Below are 16061 nucleotides of genomic sequence, written 5' to 3' on the forward strand. Positions count from 1 at the left end.
TAAAAATTTTATAATGCTTTGAGTTTATGTATGTCAGAAGAACTACTTATTAATGTCACACCTATGGAGTGTCGGGGGGCATTAATCGAAAATGGAACTGTTAATGAGCTGTATGTTGAACGTACAGTGAAGCGAGGACTTGTCGGCAATATCTACAAAGGTAAAGTTGTCCGCGTGCTTCCGGGCATGCAAGCGGCTTTTGTTGATATCGGATTATCTAGAACAGCCTTTTTGCATATTAATGATATGGTTTGGCCTCGTTCACAGCCAACTCCCAATGTTTTTGAATTACTTCATCCAGGGCAAATTCTGACCGTTCAGGTGATGAAAGACATGCTCGGTACCAAAGGTGCACGTCTAAGTACAGATCTTTCTATTCCTTCTCGCTATTTAGTTCTTATGCCGTATGGTAACCATATTGGTGTTTCACAGCGTATTGAGTCAGAAGAAGAGCGCGAACGCTTACGTAATATCATCGAAGGTATTCAGGCAGAGCATAATCTACCCGGTAGTGTGATTGTCCGTACTGCTGCTGAAGGCGTAGATGATGCTGAGATTGCACAAGATATGTGTTACCTCAGCAAGCTATGGGAATATATCCAGCGTAAACAAGTGGATGTTGCAGTTCCTTCTTTAATTTTTGAAGAACTACCACTACCACAACGAATTATTCGTGATTTGGCAAGCGAAGAAACAGCAAAGATTTATGTCGATTCGAGAGAAATTCACGGCAAACTGCGTGAGTTTGTAGATGAATTTGTGCCGAATATGCAAAGTCGCTTGATTCATTATCCGGGCGAACGTCCATTATTCGATCTCTATAACGTCGAAGAAGATATTCAAAAAGCACTACAAACGCGTGTTGCTCTAAAGTCTGGTGGTTATCTAATGATTGACCAGACTGAAGCCATGACTACCATTGATGTCAATACAGGGTCATATGTCGGTGGTCGTAGTCTCGAAGACACAGTCTTTAAGACCAATATGGAAGCGACTCAGGTGATCGCACGTCAGCTCAGACTAAGAAATCTGGGCGGTATTATCATTATTGATTTTATTGACATGCAAGAAGCCATTCATCGTGAAGAGGTGATGCGTCAATTTGAAAAAATGCTTGAACGTGATCATGCCAAAACAAAAATCACACAAGTGTCTGAACTTGGCTTAGTCGAAATGACACGTAAAAGAACACGTGAATCATTAGAACACTTGTTATGTGAGTCTTGTCCAACGTGTCAGGGGCGTGGTTTTGTCAAAACGGCAGAGACAGTGTGTTACGAAATATTTCGAGAGATATTACGATATACGCGTGCATTTGAGTCGACGAGTGGCTTTACTGTCGTTGCTCATCCTTCTGTAATTGACCGATTATTAACGGCAGAAGCCCCTGCAGTGGCTGATTTAGAGCACTTTATCAACAGAGTTATTAAATTTCAGGTCGAAAATTTATATACGCAAGAGCAATACGATATCATTTTAAGTTAAAGTTGTAACAAGATATCGCTTAATCCTTGTTACAACTGAAATTTTACTTTCATTCATGAATTTTAAATACTACTTGCATACAGTAGCCGTAGACGTTCTCCCTGTTTAAAACGTCTTAGCAAACAATAAGAGGTATAACCCATGAATGTAAGTGAAAACCTAATTAGCAACGGTCTTAAACATGTTTTAGAAAGCACGCCAGTAAATAGCTGCTATATGTTGAATGACCAAGGTAAAGAAGTACCGATTACAACTGCGATGATCCGTTCAGTATGTCATCAGTTGCTTAACCAGTGCCGCGCAATTAAAAAATAAGGGGCCATTTCAAAGCCCCTTAATTTTTCTTAACTTGCTGAATGATGTTTCAGCTGTTTTTCCTCAATAATTTCTTCAAACCGTTGAATCTCATCTTCAAGATGGGTTAAAAGGTTTTGCATCTTAGGTAAAGCATTTCGACATGCTGTTAAACCTACTTCAAGCTTATCCAGATAGCTTGTCATCGTAATATTAAGCGCTTGCCCATCCATGACTATAGAAGCAGGGTAGAGCGCATCTAATTTCGCACCATTCCAATAAAGTGGCTCACGTGGGCCAGGTACATTAGAAATCACTAAATTGAATGCCTGACGCTTAGGAAGCATTCCAGACATGATGTTTAGACCTGCTGGGCCATAAACTACAGCGCTATAGTTTAAAATCTCATTTGCAGTCATTCGGCTAAAGCGTTGCTTTGAATTTTGCATACTACGACGAATAATTTCGAGTCGTTCTAGAGGCTGGTCTTTATGGGTCCCCAAATTCGCTAGAATCATCGTAATGCGATTACTTACGTCAGAGTCATCTGTACGCAGTGAAGCGGGCACCATCGCAATAAGAGGCTTTTTAGGCAAGCTATTATGACTAATCAGGTATTCACGTAATGCCCCAGAACATACAGCAAGTACGACGTCATTAATGGTCACACCAAGCGCTTTAGAAATCTTTCTAAGGCGACTTAATTCAAAAGATTGAGCTGCAAAGCGACGTGAAGCGCTTACGCGTTGATTCAAAATTGAAACTGGCGCCTGAAAAGTCGATACATAGTCAGGATTTTTCCCCATTTCTTTAAAGATGGTTTGTGATAACTCATGCATGACCTTCGGAGTAACTTCAAGCTGTGACTTGATGCCTCCTAAAATATTTTTGATTTTACTAGTACTTGGTTTTGGTACTTTTAAGCGTTTTGTTCTTTTACTTTCTACACACCAAAGTGGAACCACATGTTTTTCTTGTGGTGTTTTTGATAGAGACTTTTCAATTAAGCGCATACCCGCAACGCCATCTACCATGGCATGATGAATCTTAAAGTACATCGCGAAACGATTACCTTCGATCCCTTCAATAATGTCGCAGGTCCACAGAGGTTTTGCACGGTCAATTAAAGAACTGTGCTGCTGAGAAATATATACGAGTAATTCACGAATTCGGCCAGGATGAGGCAAGGCAATATGACGAAAATGATGATCGATATCGAATTCTTCATCTTCATCCCAAAATAAGCCATTTAAACGGTTATTAAAGGGTGGGACAGGAATACTTTTCGATTGGCGAATTTCTTCTACTAAATCACGAACGAAAGTTTCAGGGGCATTTTCAGGAATTTCAAATAAAAACAATCCGCCAACATGCATCGGTTGTTGTCTTTTTTCTAACGATAGAAAAATAAAATCAATAGGGTGTAATGGACGCATAACTCGTTGTGCCTCATGCTTTTTTCTAAGAAGCCCTTAACTGAGCTCTTATTAGAATTATAGAACCGTAAAATTTAGTATATAGCGTTTATTACAGATTAAATATGACTTTGTGTACGAGATATAACTGTAAAAAAAACCACTGATTCATCAGTGGTTTTTTTATACCAGACTATTTTTTTAAGTTGCCTGCATGTAAGCCACATTCTTTTTGTGTTGCTTCTTCCCACCACCAACGGCCTTCACGTTCATGCTGGTTTGGAAGTACTGGACGTGTACATGGCTCACAGCCAATAGAAACAAAACCACGCTCGTGTAGAGGGTTGTATGGAATTTCCATCATGCGGATGTAACTCCACACATCGGCACTAGACCAGTTCGCAAGCGGGTTATATTTAATGAGTTGCTTACCCGGACCAGAGAAACCAGCATCTGCTTGTACCACTGGAATTTCAGTACGTGTACCCGGACTTTGATCTTTACGCTGGCCTGTAATCCAACCATCTAAAGTCGCAAGTTTCTTACGTAAAGGTTGAACTTTTCGAATACCACAGCACTCTTGGTGTCCATCTTTAAAGAAGCTAAATAAGCCTTTTTCATTTACCATGCTTTGCACAGCTTCAGATTCCGGGAAGCAAATCTCGATATTAATATTGTAGTGCTTACGAACAGTTTCAATAAATTGATAAGTTTCAGGATGCAGCCGCCCAGTATCAAGACTAAAAACACGGAAGGGTTTACCTAAACGTGAAGCCATATCAATTAAGACTACATCTTCTGCTCCAGAGAAAGAAATTGCGATTTCACCTTGTTGGCTTAATGCAAGCTCTAAAATCTCACGTGGGCTTTTAGCTGCATATTCAGCCGCGAGAGCATCAACGATATCAATAGTCGGAATAACGGTCATGGGTGTTCCTGGCAAAAGGCTTGGGCGCATTGTGTTATGAAAAATATTCTAAAGGATAGTGAATAAATTGCTTAGCACTTTAATTTCGATCCTTATGAATAAAATTGATTTGATCAATAACAACGCAAATCTGAAAATCTTAATGGTATGATACAGCAATTTTTAACCAACGTTGGAAGCATTCATGGAAATCGTATGCCTAGATCTTGAAGGAGTTTTAGTTCCTGAAATCTGGATCAATTTCGCAAAAAAAACAGGGATTAAAGAACTAGAAGCAACAACTCGTGATATTCCCGATTATGATGTTTTAATGACGCAGCGTCTGAATATTTTAAAACAACATGGTCTAGGCCTAAATGATATTCAAGAAGTTATTGCCGAGATGGGGCCATTACCAGGTGCCAAAGAGTTTGTTGAATGGGTGAGTAATCATTTCCAACTGGTCATTTTGTCCGATACTTTCTATGAGTTTGCTCATCCTCTAATGAAGCAATTAGGCTGGCCAACAATTTTCTGTCACAAATTAGAAACTGATGAAAATGGGATGATTACAGCTTATAAACTTCGTCAACCAGACCAAAAACGCGAGTCAGTTAAAGCGCTTCACGGTTTAAATTTCCGTGTAATCGCGGCAGGAGATTCATATAATGACACAACCATGCTTGGTGAAGCTGATCATGGCTTCTTATTTGATGCACCTGCCAACGTGATTGCGGAATTCCCACAGTTCCCAGCAATTAATGGATATGATGCCCTAAAAGAAGCAATCCGTTCAGTTTCGCAGCGTAATATTCCTGCTTAAGAATGGACAATAAAAAAGGCGCTTAAAGCGCCTTTTTTATATGAATGAGTTTGAAACTTAGAATTTATAGCCAAGTTTTAAACCATAGGCGATCGCATTGTTATCAGAGAATTCTGCAACATATTGATCACTACCAGCTTGTGCACCAGTTTGTGCTTTAGCATCACCCAACCAGAAGTATTTCACACCACCAGCAATAAATGTTTGTGGAGTAGGGCTATATTGAACGCCTACACCTACGTTCCAGTAACCTTCTGTTGGGCCTAATGTAGTCACCGGGTTACCTGCGCCAGAATCCCAACCTACAGAGACATTACCTGCCCATTTTTCATTAAGCTTACGACCTACACCAGCATTCACTGTCCATTGATCGTCTGAATATTCAACTAAGTTAAAGCCATTTGGACGGCCAACTAGCCCACCTACAGCTTCTGAAACTTTACCAAATTTATATGGTTGAATTGAGAAGTCTTTCCAGTTCACCCAACGAACATTGGCAAATGCAACGGTATCAGCCATGATCCCTGTTTGAAAATCAAGGTTAACAGACTGTGGAGTAGTAATTGTCGTTTTACCAGATGTATTAATTGCTTGAAGTTTAGATGCTGGAACATCTAAACCACCAAGTACTGAAGTAAGACCAGGGAAGTTTAATAAAGATAAATTTTCATTAATATCTACTTTATGGTCAATTTCAGAACGATAAGTTACAGATGCTCTAAGTGCGATTTCAGGAATTTGATAAGCTGCACCTGCTAACCAACCAGCACCTGTAGTTTCTTTGATATTTGCATCATAACCATTATAAAGGCTATACGCTTGACCTCGTAAACTTACATTACCTTTAACTGTTTGTAATACAGGACCTGCGTAGAAATTAAAGTTTTTCGTTGGTTGATAACCAAATACAAAAGATAAGTTTTGAGTATCAACTTTAACTTTAGTTCCACCATTACCTAAATAATTATTTGCTGCAGCAAGAGCACCAGCTAAAGTTTGGAATTGTTTACTTGCTAAAACTTGGCCTTTTGCTAAAGCTAAAGTTTGGTCATTGATAGGTGCACCTTGTGCTTGCAAAGCTTCAGTTGCTTTTTTAGTAACAAGACCATCGATAGCTGCTGCTGATAAAACAGTATCAGTACCTGGATGAGATACGAATACATTGTTACCTGAATATTCTGCATCTGCTCCAAATGGTTGGTCATAGAGTAGACCAAAAGAGAATTTATCGTTAAGTTGTAGTTTTAATGCAGCACTTGGGAAGTAGTAATCATTACCCATATCGTCAATATTACGACGAGTTGCGCTTGATCCTGCTTCTTTACCCTCTACAGTTGGGTCTAAAACAGAGATACCTGCTTCAAAATAATTACCTGGTTGAAAGAATGCAGACATTGACTGTCCAGAGCGATCCAAAGCTGCTGCAAAAACCCCAGTTGCAGGCAGCGTTGCTAAAATCATTGCAGTGCTCAGATGTTTTAATTTCATTTTAATCTTTCCTTGAACTTCAAGACATTTTTTTAAAAGTAACAGAGTTAAACCGTTTAAACTGTGTTGCCTTCAAAGCTTTTAATTACAAGTTTCAAAGCTTTGATAACTCCATGTAACAAAAATAGCATAATTACACTAAGAGTAAATCTGTTATATGAACTGGGGAGTACTCATTTTTTATACAAAAAATGTCAATAATGAATGAAATATGGAGAAAAATTTACATTATTAAATTATTTTAAATATTTGATATTTATATTTTTTATCTATTATTAATAGGCTTTAGATTTATGACATTTTTGTCATAAATCCAAAAAAAATGGCCAAAGATTTTTTTGTAAAAATATGAATTGATTGGTTATGAATTGAGTATTAGTTATCATTTTTACTGGACAAGTCTAGTTTCTCTACATGTGTATATTATTGATTAAGTTTTATATTCTTAATTAATGGGTGGAAATTAAGCAATTTTTTTTACCAATTGATCAATTTTTGGGAGGGTTTAAAGACTAGTTAAGATCTTTTATATTCCAAAGAATAACCAAAAAATGAGAAGTATGTCTGGTTAGTCTGCTTTTAGAGCTAAAACATACCATTAAAGGGGATATAACTTCTCATCAAATTCTTCAAGTTTGGGAAATTTTAAAGGTTCTAGCTGGTCGAGGTGAGTAAGGTACGTTATATAGTCTTCAAGAATGGTTTCTCGTGCCTCTTGGCTAATATAAGGTACATGGTAGGCAATGAATGGTGGAAGGACCTCAAAACCAGTATAAGCCAAGGTGCCGCGTTGAATGGGTGAGAGATAATGTTCAATTGGTCCGTGAATGGAGCTCTCGCCAAACATATGCGTTCTACCGCCCAGTGTTAAACAGAGCATTGCTTTTTTACCCGCCATACCACCGTGGTTATAAAAACGCTTTCCGCCATAAAAAAGTCCTGAAACGAATACGCGATCAATCCATCCTTTTAAAATTGCCGGGACAGAAGTCCAGTAAAGAGGGAAGTTTAAAATGATCAAATCTGCTCGTTTTACCTTTTCAATTTCCGCTTGGATATCAGGTGCTAAAAGGTTTTGCTTGGCGGCATTACGTTGTTCTAATGCGTAATTGAAATAGTCGGGTTGATTGAGTTCTAAAAAATCCTCTTTGGAAGCTACAGGGTTGAATTGCATTGCATATAAGTCAGAAACTTCTACACGATGACCCAACTTTTTAAAAGTTTGCTGGGCTGTGGTTTTTAATGATGTTGTAAAAGATAGTGGCTCTGGATGAGCATGAACGATCAGAATATTCATAAGGTGACCTGTATTCTTTTCAGAAATTGTGTTGTCTAGTGCAATTTAGCGGGTTTCGTTTTGAACAACTATGCATTAATTTAAAAGCATGGCATAGTTCATGAACTGACAGTTTTTACCATTTGACGCCATATTTATGATTTCTAGTGGACCAAACCTGAACCCAGAATTACCCGGAACTTATATTAATTTATTAGTCGATATGGTTAAGCGCTTGAATATCTCTGCTGAGCAGCTTTTAGATGGAAGTGGCATAACATTAGAACAATTAAACAAACCGTATTGGTATGTTGAATTTAATTCCTTAAATAACTTACTTGAGCAAGCGATTCAACTCACTTATGAGCCAGCATTGGCGGGTTATTTGGCTTTGGAAATGAAAGCGTCTTGTTATGGCTCAGTGGGTATGACGGCCATGGTCAGTACAAATTTGGGAGAGGCCTTAAAAATACTTGAGCAATTTATAGGGGCCCGTTGTGATGCCTTTAAACCTGAGTTAAAGCAAGAACAAGATTATATTTACTGGTCTATACACCAGCCTTTGAAAGCTTTTCAGTTGAGTCCAAATGCGACTATTTTTTTGTTATTAGGTTTCGTTCAAATCGCGAAGCATCTCACAGGATTATCTTCTTTAGGTACAGTTAAGTTAAATATGTCTGAACCCGTCGGTTTTTCAAAATTAAAAGATGAATTGGGTGTAGATTGTTTATTTAATGAAAAACAGAATGTCTGGATTTTTCCAAAAGAATATTTATCGCAGCCCATCCTAACGGCCGACCCGATGCTTGCGCCTTTACTGAAAGCACAGTGTAAAAAAGATCTCGATAAATTGAAGTTACGCAGCGGATGGAAAGCAGAAGTTAGCCAAGTCATAAAAAAATTATTGATCACTAATCAGCGAGAAATATTAAAAGTTAAGCAAGTCGCTCAAATGATGAATATGTCAGAACGTAGCTTACAGCGGTACTTGGCAACCGATAATACAAGTTTCTCAGCATTAGTTGATTTAACTCGAAAGCAATATGCACATCATCTTTTAGAAAATAGTTCTACATCAATTGAAACTGTGGCTTTAAGTTTAGGTTATGCAGATACATCTCATTTCACTCGCGCTTTTAAACGCTGGATGGGAGTGACACCTAAGTATTATCGAACTCAGTTAAAACTAAAAAATTTGAACTTAAGCGAATCATACAGAAGACCACAAATTTGAAAGTGGTCTTTTAACCCTATCTTTATTTGTTAACTCTTGTTTTGAAGAAAGTGTATGAATCACTTCAAAATAGCTCGGTGGAGCGGGAACATGCCCACGTTCTCTTAATATTTTGTGCATACGCGGTAATTTAAAATATGGAACAGACGCCATTAAATGATGTTCCATATGGTAATTGACGTGGATTGGTGCAACAAAACTTCTCGCAATCCATCCAGCTCGTGTTGTTCGAGTATTGGTTAAAGCAGTATTGCTGGTTTGCATACCAGCGTGTTCTGCCATAGAGCGAATACGTAAAAAAAGTGGGAATGGGGTTAAGTAAGCCAGAGGCCATAACCAATAAAAACGTTGTTGACCAAATGCTTTTAAAACGCCATAAAGTGCTAAATTCGTTGCAATAGCACCTGTACTGTTTTTTGCAATACTCTTTGCATAGTCAACAAAATTTTTATGACTACGGTCTAACCAAATTTGATCATTGGCAACAGTCCATTTCATGACATCCAGATCCATTAAAACTCGACCTAAGCTAAACTTTAAGCCAGTCATACCTGTTAAGTCGCGTAAGAATTTACGAGTCAGAGACTTTTTACTGACAGGAAAACCAGCAACTAAAGAAAGATCTGGGTCATCTGGAGTAGAGGTTTTTGCATGGTGACGAACATGGTGTACACGATATTTTTGAAGATCATTCCAGATGGGGCGGGCGCATAGCCATTCACCTACGAAATCATTTATTTTTTTATTTTTGAATAAACTTTTGTGAGACGCGTCGTGCATTAAAATTGCGAGGCATAACTGACGACCCGCCAAGATTGCTAAGGCAAGCATACATGCTAATAATTTACCCCAACTCGGTAAGTAGTCCCACATCATTATTAAGCTGGCGAATGTTCCGCCAATAACAGCCCATGTGCTGGCAACCGCCCAAGCACCATATGCATCTGAAGGTTCTGTAAGCTCTTGTATTTCTTCTCTGCTAAATAGGTCCGTAACACTTACCTGCGTATTCATTGTTATTCTCCCAAATTAGAGTTCGGTATCTATATTTTTATATTACAAATATAGTCATAAAAAATTAAAAAGTGAAATATTTGTTTGTAAAAAAATAAATCAGATGATTATAGATTTAGTTCTTGTTCATATATTTTTTTCCAAAGTTTTTGGCCGATCGCGTCTAACTGCTGTACATCTTGAGCAAATTGATTACGCGCAGACTCATTTACAAATGGAGCTGGTAATAGGGGGTCATTCATGAGTAAAGCAATCGTTTCCCGACCTAAAAGAAGGGCTTTAACTGCTGCATCATTTAAGGAGAGGTGAGTATAGTTTTCAAGCCAGTGTGTGATATCTCGACTGTACATTTCATAATTTTTTTCGAGTTGTTTGGTATCCCATAAAGAAAAAATTTGCTTAAGCGTTGAGGGTTCGAAATGGTGAATAATACAAATTTTTGCTTCTTTCTCTAGCCCAGCTAAAACAAGCTCCTCACAGGTTTTTTCAAAACTATAAGCTAAATTGTCTGGGCGGATGTAAATACCCGTTTCTAATTCTTTAAAACCAAATTGACGCAGTACACGTTCACGTTTTTTAAGAGCAGTTCGGTCTATACGGCCCAGAGTGCCTGTAAAAACAGCAAGATAATGTTGCTGCCATTCTTTAGTTTGTTTAATACCATTTTTACGATTGAGAATTACTTTTGCCCAATCTTTCGTAGAAGGTGAAAGTTGATAGATTCCGCGTTCTACACTTTCGATCATACCTTCATTTAATAAACGGGTGGTCGCAACTCGAATACCGTTTTCACTTAAGTTAAACAGTTTGGCGGCCACCAAAATTTGTTTAATCGTAAGTTGAGGGTAAGCAGAGGAAAGAAAGAGATCGATAATCAGATGACGTGCGTTGATTTTAGTATTTTTCATTTTGTTTAAATTTTAAATATAAATGACATATGCTTGAAATAATATCATGTTTGTTTGATGTTTTAAGATGGTTTCTTGGCTTGCTTGAGTGTAAGAACTTTTATGTATAACTAGAAGATGATTTGTTTTTGATTAGATTTTATCTTTTTACGATAGTTAACCTAAGTTTGTCATAATGATGTGATACATTATTGCACTTTAAATAATCGGCCTTTAATTAAAGGCAATAACCAAAATGCTAGAAATGATCTGATATTGAACATGAAATAATCCAAAGTATTGGTTTATCCATGATATAAAACAACTTTTTAGAGCTTTCTAGTGATTAACTTTTTGAGCAAGTGATGGAAAATTTTGAAGTTATAAAAGCACTATTTCTAGGATTTGTTGAAGGTTTAACTGAATTTTTACCAATTTCCAGTACTGGCCATTTGATTTTATTTGGTCATATTATCGATTTCCATTCAGATGGTGGTCGTGTATTTGAAGTAGTGATCCAGTTAGGTGCTATTTTGGCAGTGTGCTGGTTATATCGACAAAAAATTATTAACTTGATTAAAGGCTTCTTTAGTGGCGATGTAGAGTCGCGTCATTTTGCTTTTAGTGTATTAATTGCTTTTTTCCCAGCAGTGATTATTGGCGTTTTAGCTGTCGATTTTATTAAAAGTGTTTTGTTTAGCCCAATTGTGGTTGCGATTGCCCTCATTGTCGGTGCACTCATTATTTTCTGGGTTGAATCTAAACAGTTTGAGCATAAAACATTAGATGCAACAAAAATCACGTTTAAGCAGGCACTGTTAGTTGGTCTTGCTCAATGTGTTGCGATGATTCCGGGAACATCTCGTTCAGGTGCGACAATTGTAGGCGGGATGTTTGCAGGTTTATCACGTAAAGCCGCAACAGAATTTTCATTCTTCCTTGCAATGCCGACCATGTTAGGTGCAGCGACATTTGACTTAATTAAAAATGCTGATGTGTTGACCTCAGACAATATGATTAATATTGGTGTTGGTTTTGTTGCAGCATTTATTGCAGCTTTATTTGTAGTAAAGGCACTGGTACTTTTTGTTGAACGCCATACGCTACGCGTATTTGCTTGGTACCGTATTGTGCTCGGTGTCATTATTTTGATTGCAGCAATGTTCTTTAACTTATCTGCTTAATCATCAGATTGAATAAAAAAACCTAGAATCTTCTAGGTTTTTTTATGCCTAAAAATAGCTTTAACTTGCTTATTTATACAAAGTACTACCAAGAAATACTTTTCCCTTTTAGTTTGATTGATATAGTAAATCTTAAATAGCCCGTAAAAAATAAAGCAATGCAACAGAATGATTTGATGAAAAGATTGGTAGAGGCTTTTTTATATTTGGCTCCTCAAGAAGGGCTGTATCCTACCTATATTTCAAACATCACCCTTATGAGGGTAGATCATTCCACACAACCTGTTGCTGTATTACAAGAGCCTTCAATTGTTTTAGTTATACAAGGCGTAAAGCGTGGTTATATCGGGAAAGATACTTTTCAGTTTCAACAAGGCCAGTGTTTACTCATCTCGATCGCTATACCTTTTGACTGCGATACGTTGGTTGAAAATGAACCGATGCTGGCAATTGCGATTAAGTTTGAAACGCAAATGATGGCTGATTTAGCCACTAAAATGGATAAAGACCAGCAGCCATCTATAGATGAGCTTGAAAAAAGAGATATAAAGCTCAGTTGTGGTTTAAATATTATAGACATGAACACGGTAATATCTGAGGTTGCTTTACGCTTGTTGAATTTACTTCGTTCTAAACAAGATACTGCGATATTGGGAGAACAGATAAAACGAGAACTCATTTATCGGGTTTTGCAGGCAGGTAGTCGCGATTTAATCGAAAATCTTTCGGCTATGATAAGTCGAAATAGTGTGATTTATACAATTTGTGAAATTATTCAAAGAGATTACTATCATAATTTAACGGTTCAGGAACTTGCTAAACAAGCAGGAATGAGTGTCTCTCTTTTTCATCAAGCGTTTAAGAAAGTCACGAACTATTCTCCATTACAGTACATTAAGATTACTCGATTACATAAGGCACGTGATTTAATCTTAAATAATCAAATGGGTGTTGCTGAAGCCGCCTATCAGGTTGGGTATGTAAGTGCTTCACAGTTTAGTCGAGAGTTTAAACGGCTGTTTGGAGTTCCACCTAAATCTTCAATGAATTAAAGTAAATCAATACATTTAAAATATAAACCAAACATGGAGCATATCAATGAGTCTTCCAACAACCATGAAAATTGTTGAAATTACGGTTCCTGGCGGACCTGAGGTCTTAAAACTTCAAGATTCAGATGTTCCAGTTCCTCAAGCAGATGAAGTGTTAATTGAGGTAAAAGCTGCTGGAATTAACCGTCCAGACGTATTGCAGCGTATGGGTTTATACCCAATGCCTAAAGGTGTTACGCAAATTCCGGGTCTTGAAGTCGCTGGGGTCGTGGTTGCTGTAGGTGAACAGGTGCAACAGTTCAAAGTTGGAGACAAGGTTTGTGCTTTAACCAACGGTGGTGGTTATGCAGAATACTGTGCGGTAACTGCAACGCAAGTATTGCCAATACCTGAAAATCTAACATTTACACAAGCTGCTGCGATTCCGGAAACATTCTTTACAGTTTGGGCAAACCTGTTTGATATCGGCCGTTTAAAAGAAAATGAAACAGCACTGATTCATGGTGGTGCAAGTGGTATTGGGACCACAGCTTTAGCGATTTGCAATGCTTTAGGGATTAAAACTTTTGCTACAGTTGGAAGTGAAGATAAAGTTGAAGCACTCTCTAACTTAACGACTGCAATTAACTATAAAACCCAAGATTTTGAGCAAGAAATTTTGAAACACACCCAAGACCAAGGTGTTGATGTGATTTTGGATATTGTGGGTGGTTCATATTTCTCGAAAAACTTAAATCTATTAAAACGTGATGGTCGACTGGTCATTATTGGTTTTATGGGCGGTCGAATTGCAAAAGAATTTGATTTGCAGAAACTGATTTTAAAACGTGCAACTATTACTGGCTCAACTATGCGAGCACGTAATAGCCAAGAAAAAGCCCAGATTGCTCAGTCATTACATGAACATGTGTGGCCGTTATTAGCGCAAGGCAAGTGCTTACCGCAAATCTATAAAACTTATGATTTTTCAGATGTACAAAGTGCCCATGCATGTATGGAACAAGGTGACCATATTGGAAAGATCGTTTTAGAGATTAATACTTAATTTAATCTGTGATAGTTTAGGTGAACGTCATGTTTGCCTAAACTGAAATTTATAATTATTAATTGTGCCTATTTCTATATAAAAATTGCCAAATTCTATTGGCGTGTTGCACCAGTTTCTTGATCTAAATATACATGTACTAAGAAATAATAACTGGCTTAAAGCTGTTATTTCGTTCTTCAATTCTAAAGGATGGTAACAATGAATACCCCAGCATCAAATGATAAAAATCCGACTCCAGATTTGGCAGAAGATAATGCATTCTTCCCATCACCATACTCACTGAGCCAATATACTTCTCCTAAAACAGATTACGACGGTACGACCTACCCAACGCCGTATACAGGTAATAAAAAGGTCTTAATGATTGCAACTTATGAGCGTTATATCCAGATGCAAAACGGTAAGTTCTTTTCTACCGGAAACCATCCAGTAGAAATGCTTTTGCCGATGTTTCATTTAGATAATGCTGGTTTTGAAATTGACGTTGCGACACTTTCCGGTAATCCAGCCAAACTTGAAATGTGGGCAATGCCAAAGCAAGAGCAGGTAGTATTAGATACTTTCCAGAAATATGCAGATAAATTAAAAAATCCGCTAAAACTTGGCGATATTTTAGAAAATGCAGTGGGGGAAAACTCCCCATATGCGGCTATATTTATTCCGGGTGGGCATGGTGTTTTAGCTAAGATTCCACATAGCTTGGATGTCAAAAAAGTTCTGAAATGGGCAGTTGAACAAGACAAATTTATCATTACTTTATGTCATGGTCCAGCTTCGCTGCTTGCTGCGGCAGTAGATGAACAACCTGAGAATTATATTTTTAAAGATTATCAAATTTGTGTATTCCCTGATTCATTAGATAAGGGGGCAAATATTGATATCGGTTATATGCCAGGAGCTTTACCATGGCTAGTCGGTGAGAACCTTGAAAAACTCGGTGTGAAGATTTTGAACACTGGCATTACAGGACAATGTCATAGAGATCGTAAATTATTAACAGGCGATAGTCCGCTTGCTTCTAATAATTTAGGAAAACTTGCAGCTGAAACGTTGCTGGCTGAAGTGAAGGATTAATTAAATGCGTGCGCCCTGCGGGACTCGAACCCACGTCGGTCGCTTAGGAGGCAACTGCTCTATCCAGTTAAGCTAAGGGCGCATAATTTTATGATTATAAACAAAAAAGCTATTGCTAAGGCAATGGCTTTTTTCATGTTTTAGGTATTAAAAATTTTGCCATAGTGGCTAATAAAAAGTTAAACCACTCAAAGGTTTTAGAACTGTTTATGTCTTATATAAAAAAATAGAGTTTATAAAGCAAAAAAATCACAAAAAATTCATGTTTGCCTTTCTATGATCTGAAGCAAAACACGAAAACATTCAAAGCAAGCAATCGGGTCAGTGAAGCTATTTCCGAAAGGTTGTTTGTTAAAGAATCAGATTTGGTTACAGCATAATTTAAAAGGGCATAACATGAAAAAAATTGATGAACATGACTTATCTAGAATTATTGAAATGGCATGGGAAGATCGAACCCCATTTGAAGCAATTGAGCGAGAGTATGGCTTGCGTGAAAGGGAAGTTATTCGTTTAATGAGATACAACTTAAAATCGAGCAGTTTTAAACTCTGGCGCAAGCGTATGGCAGGGCGTAAAACCAAGCATCAGCAATTACGTTCATCAGAAGTTGAAAGAGCTTACTGTTCTCGCCAGTATAAATATGCTTAAGAGCATCAAATATAATCAATTGAAAGACAACTGATTCAACAATGAAGAGTAGTGTTGAATCAGTTAAAACAATCGCGTGAAATATTTACTTATTTGAGCGAGCCTGTCGTTTACATCTTTCAGAGCAATATTTTACTTCTTCCCAGCAACGCTCCCATTTTTTTCGCCAGTCAAAAGGGCGTTGACAATAGACACATATTTTCTGGGGTAGATGCTGTTTTTTCATGAT

16 protein-coding genes and 1 tRNA gene are annotated in these 16061 nt (G+C 37.6%); 9 read left to right on the forward strand and 8 right to left on the reverse strand.

Translation table 11 applies throughout. From position 1 onward, the window contains the following. Window positions 1-30: 30 nt before the first annotated feature. Window positions 31-1485, forward strand: a complete 1455-nt coding sequence (rng, locus tag J671_RS06295) for a ribonuclease G (protein ID WP_031981692.1) — start codon at window positions 31-33, stop codon at window positions 1483-1485. Window positions 1486-1626: 141 nt separating this feature from the next. Next, the gene (locus J671_RS24880) at window positions 1627-1800 is read left to right on the forward strand and encodes a PA1571 family protein (protein ID WP_001103036.1); all 174 of its coding nucleotides are present in this window, start codon (window positions 1627-1629) and stop codon (window positions 1798-1800) included. Between the two features lie 29 nt (window positions 1801-1829). Here the strand turns inward: J671_RS24880 and J671_RS06305 are convergent, their stop codons facing one another. After that, window positions 1830-3215 carry a WS/DGAT/MGAT family O-acyltransferase gene (locus J671_RS06305; RefSeq protein ID WP_031981693.1) on the reverse strand — a complete coding sequence of 462 codons (1386 nt, stop codon included), beginning with the start codon at window positions 3213-3215 and terminating at the stop codon, window positions 1830-1832. 172 nt (window positions 3216-3387) lie between these two features. Then, a complete protein-coding gene (locus J671_RS06310; protein WP_031981694.1) occupies window positions 3388-4122 on the reverse strand; it encodes a phosphoadenylyl-sulfate reductase in 735 nt (244 codons plus the stop codon). A 184-nt stretch (window positions 4123-4306) separates the two neighbouring features. Here J671_RS06310 and thrH point away from each other — a divergent pair, with 184 nt between their 5' ends. After that, on the forward strand, window positions 4307-4924 hold the full coding sequence (gene thrH, locus J671_RS06315; protein ID WP_002051289.1) for a bifunctional phosphoserine phosphatase/homoserine phosphotransferase ThrH: 618 nt from the start codon (window positions 4307-4309) through the stop codon (window positions 4922-4924). Between the two features lie 57 nt (window positions 4925-4981). On the opposite strand, the gene J671_RS06320 is transcribed toward thrH, so the two are convergent. After that, a complete protein-coding gene (locus J671_RS06320) occupies window positions 4982-6412 on the reverse strand; it encodes an OmpP1/FadL family transporter (RefSeq protein ID WP_016803909.1) in 1431 nt (476 codons plus the stop codon). Window positions 6413-7010: 598 nt separating this feature from the next. Further along, a complete protein-coding gene (locus J671_RS06325; RefSeq protein ID WP_002051318.1) occupies window positions 7011-7709 on the reverse strand; it encodes an NAD(P)H-dependent oxidoreductase in 699 nt (232 codons plus the stop codon). A 157-nt stretch (window positions 7710-7866) separates the two neighbouring features. On the opposite strand from J671_RS06325, the gene J671_RS0104190 reads away from it, so the two are divergent. Further along, entirely contained in the window at window positions 7867-8922 is a 1056-nt protein-coding gene (locus J671_RS0104190; RefSeq protein ID WP_031981697.1) for an AraC family transcriptional regulator, read from the forward strand. On the opposite strand, the gene J671_RS06330 is transcribed toward J671_RS0104190, so the two are convergent. Then, a complete protein-coding gene (locus J671_RS06330) occupies window positions 8899-9936 on the reverse strand; it encodes a fatty acid desaturase (protein WP_031981698.1) in 1038 nt (345 codons plus the stop codon). The two genes, J671_RS0104190 and J671_RS06330, sit on opposite strands and share 24 nt — an antisense overlap. A 107-nt stretch (window positions 9937-10043) precedes the next feature. Continuing rightward, window positions 10044-10844 carry a PaaX family transcriptional regulator C-terminal domain-containing protein gene (locus tag J671_RS06335; RefSeq protein WP_031981700.1) on the reverse strand — a complete coding sequence of 267 codons (801 nt, stop codon included), beginning with the start codon at window positions 10842-10844 and terminating at the stop codon, window positions 10044-10046. 344 nt (window positions 10845-11188) lie between these two features. Between J671_RS06335 and J671_RS06340 the strand changes: the two genes are divergently transcribed. The 4 genes from J671_RS06340 (at window position 11189) to hchA (ending at window position 15181) form a co-directional block, all read left to right on the forward strand. Beyond that, entirely contained in the window at window positions 11189-12007 is an 819-nt protein-coding gene (locus J671_RS06340; protein ID WP_017393864.1) for an undecaprenyl-diphosphate phosphatase, read from the forward strand. A 158-nt stretch (window positions 12008-12165) separates the two neighbouring features. Beyond that, window positions 12166-13059 carry an AraC family transcriptional regulator gene (locus tag J671_RS06345; RefSeq protein ID WP_004705824.1) on the forward strand — a complete coding sequence of 298 codons (894 nt, stop codon included), beginning with the start codon at window positions 12166-12168 and terminating at the stop codon, window positions 13057-13059. A gap of 46 nt (window positions 13060-13105) precedes the next feature. Further along, the gene (locus tag J671_RS06350) at window positions 13106-14104 is read left to right on the forward strand and encodes an NAD(P)H-quinone oxidoreductase (protein ID WP_031981702.1); all 999 of its coding nucleotides are present in this window, start codon (window positions 13106-13108) and stop codon (window positions 14102-14104) included. Window positions 14105-14305: 201 nt separating this feature from the next. Beyond that, on the forward strand, window positions 14306-15181 hold the full coding sequence (gene hchA, locus J671_RS06355) for a glyoxalase III HchA (RefSeq protein WP_031981704.1): 876 nt from the start codon (window positions 14306-14308) through the stop codon (window positions 15179-15181). Window positions 15182-15190: 9 nt separating this feature from the next. Here the strand turns inward: hchA and J671_RS06360 are convergent. Then, window positions 15191-15263, reverse strand: a tRNA-Arg gene (locus J671_RS06360). 314 nt (window positions 15264-15577) lie between these two features. On the opposite strand from J671_RS06360, the gene J671_RS06365 reads away from it, so the two are divergent. Further along, window positions 15578-15832, forward strand: coding sequence for a TIGR03643 family protein (locus J671_RS06365; protein ID WP_031981706.1), 255 nt, complete (start codon window positions 15578-15580; stop codon window positions 15830-15832). Window positions 15833-15917: 85 nt separating this feature from the next. Here the strand turns inward: J671_RS06365 and J671_RS24885 are convergent, their stop codons facing one another. Beyond that, window positions 15918-16058, reverse strand: coding sequence for a DUF2256 domain-containing protein (locus J671_RS24885; protein WP_077162469.1), 141 nt, complete (start codon window positions 16056-16058; stop codon window positions 15918-15920). Window positions 16059-16061 lie beyond the last annotated feature (3 nt).

Origin of the sequence: Acinetobacter sp. 1130196, assembly GCF_000588095.1 — a bacterium.
Lineage (GTDB): Bacteria > Pseudomonadota > Gammaproteobacteria > Pseudomonadales > Moraxellaceae > Acinetobacter > Acinetobacter nosocomialis.

Coding starts and splice junctions, on each gene's coding strand:
- rng (WP_031981692.1), top strand. CDS start 31: ATGTCAGAAGAACTACTTATTAATGTCACACCTATGGAGTGTCGGGGG.
- J671_RS24880 (WP_001103036.1), top strand. CDS start 1,627: ATGAATGTAAGTGAAAACCTAATTAGCAACGGTCTTAAACATGTTTTA.
- J671_RS06305 (WP_031981693.1), bottom strand. CDS start 3,215: ATGCGTCCATTACACCCTATTGATTTTATTTTTCTATCGTTAGAAAAA.
- J671_RS06310 (WP_031981694.1), bottom strand. CDS start 4,122: ATGACCGTTATTCCGACTATTGATATCGTTGATGCTCTCGCGGCTGAA.
- thrH (WP_002051289.1), top strand. CDS start 4,307: ATGGAAATCGTATGCCTAGATCTTGAAGGAGTTTTAGTTCCTGAAATC.
- J671_RS06320 (WP_016803909.1), bottom strand. CDS start 6,412: ATGAAATTAAAACATCTGAGCACTGCAATGATTTTAGCAACGCTGCCT.
- J671_RS06325 (WP_002051318.1), bottom strand. CDS start 7,709: ATGAATATTCTGATCGTTCATGCTCATCCAGAGCCACTATCTTTTACA.
- J671_RS06330 (WP_031981698.1), bottom strand. CDS start 9,936: ATGAATACGCAGGTAAGTGTTACGGACCTATTTAGCAGAGAAGAAATA.
- J671_RS06335 (WP_031981700.1), bottom strand. CDS start 10,844: ATGAAAAATACTAAAATCAACGCACGTCATCTGATTATCGATCTCTTT.
- J671_RS06340 (WP_017393864.1), top strand. CDS start 11,189: ATGGAAAATTTTGAAGTTATAAAAGCACTATTTCTAGGATTTGTTGAA.
- J671_RS06345 (WP_004705824.1), top strand. CDS start 12,166: ATGCAACAGAATGATTTGATGAAAAGATTGGTAGAGGCTTTTTTATAT.
- J671_RS06350 (WP_031981702.1), top strand. CDS start 13,106: ATGAGTCTTCCAACAACCATGAAAATTGTTGAAATTACGGTTCCTGGC.
- hchA (WP_031981704.1), top strand. CDS start 14,306: ATGAATACCCCAGCATCAAATGATAAAAATCCGACTCCAGATTTGGCA.
- J671_RS06365 (WP_031981706.1), top strand. CDS start 15,578: ATGAAAAAAATTGATGAACATGACTTATCTAGAATTATTGAAATGGCA.
- J671_RS24885 (WP_077162469.1), bottom strand. CDS start 16,058: ATGAAAAAACAGCATCTACCCCAGAAAATATGTGTCTATTGTCAACGC.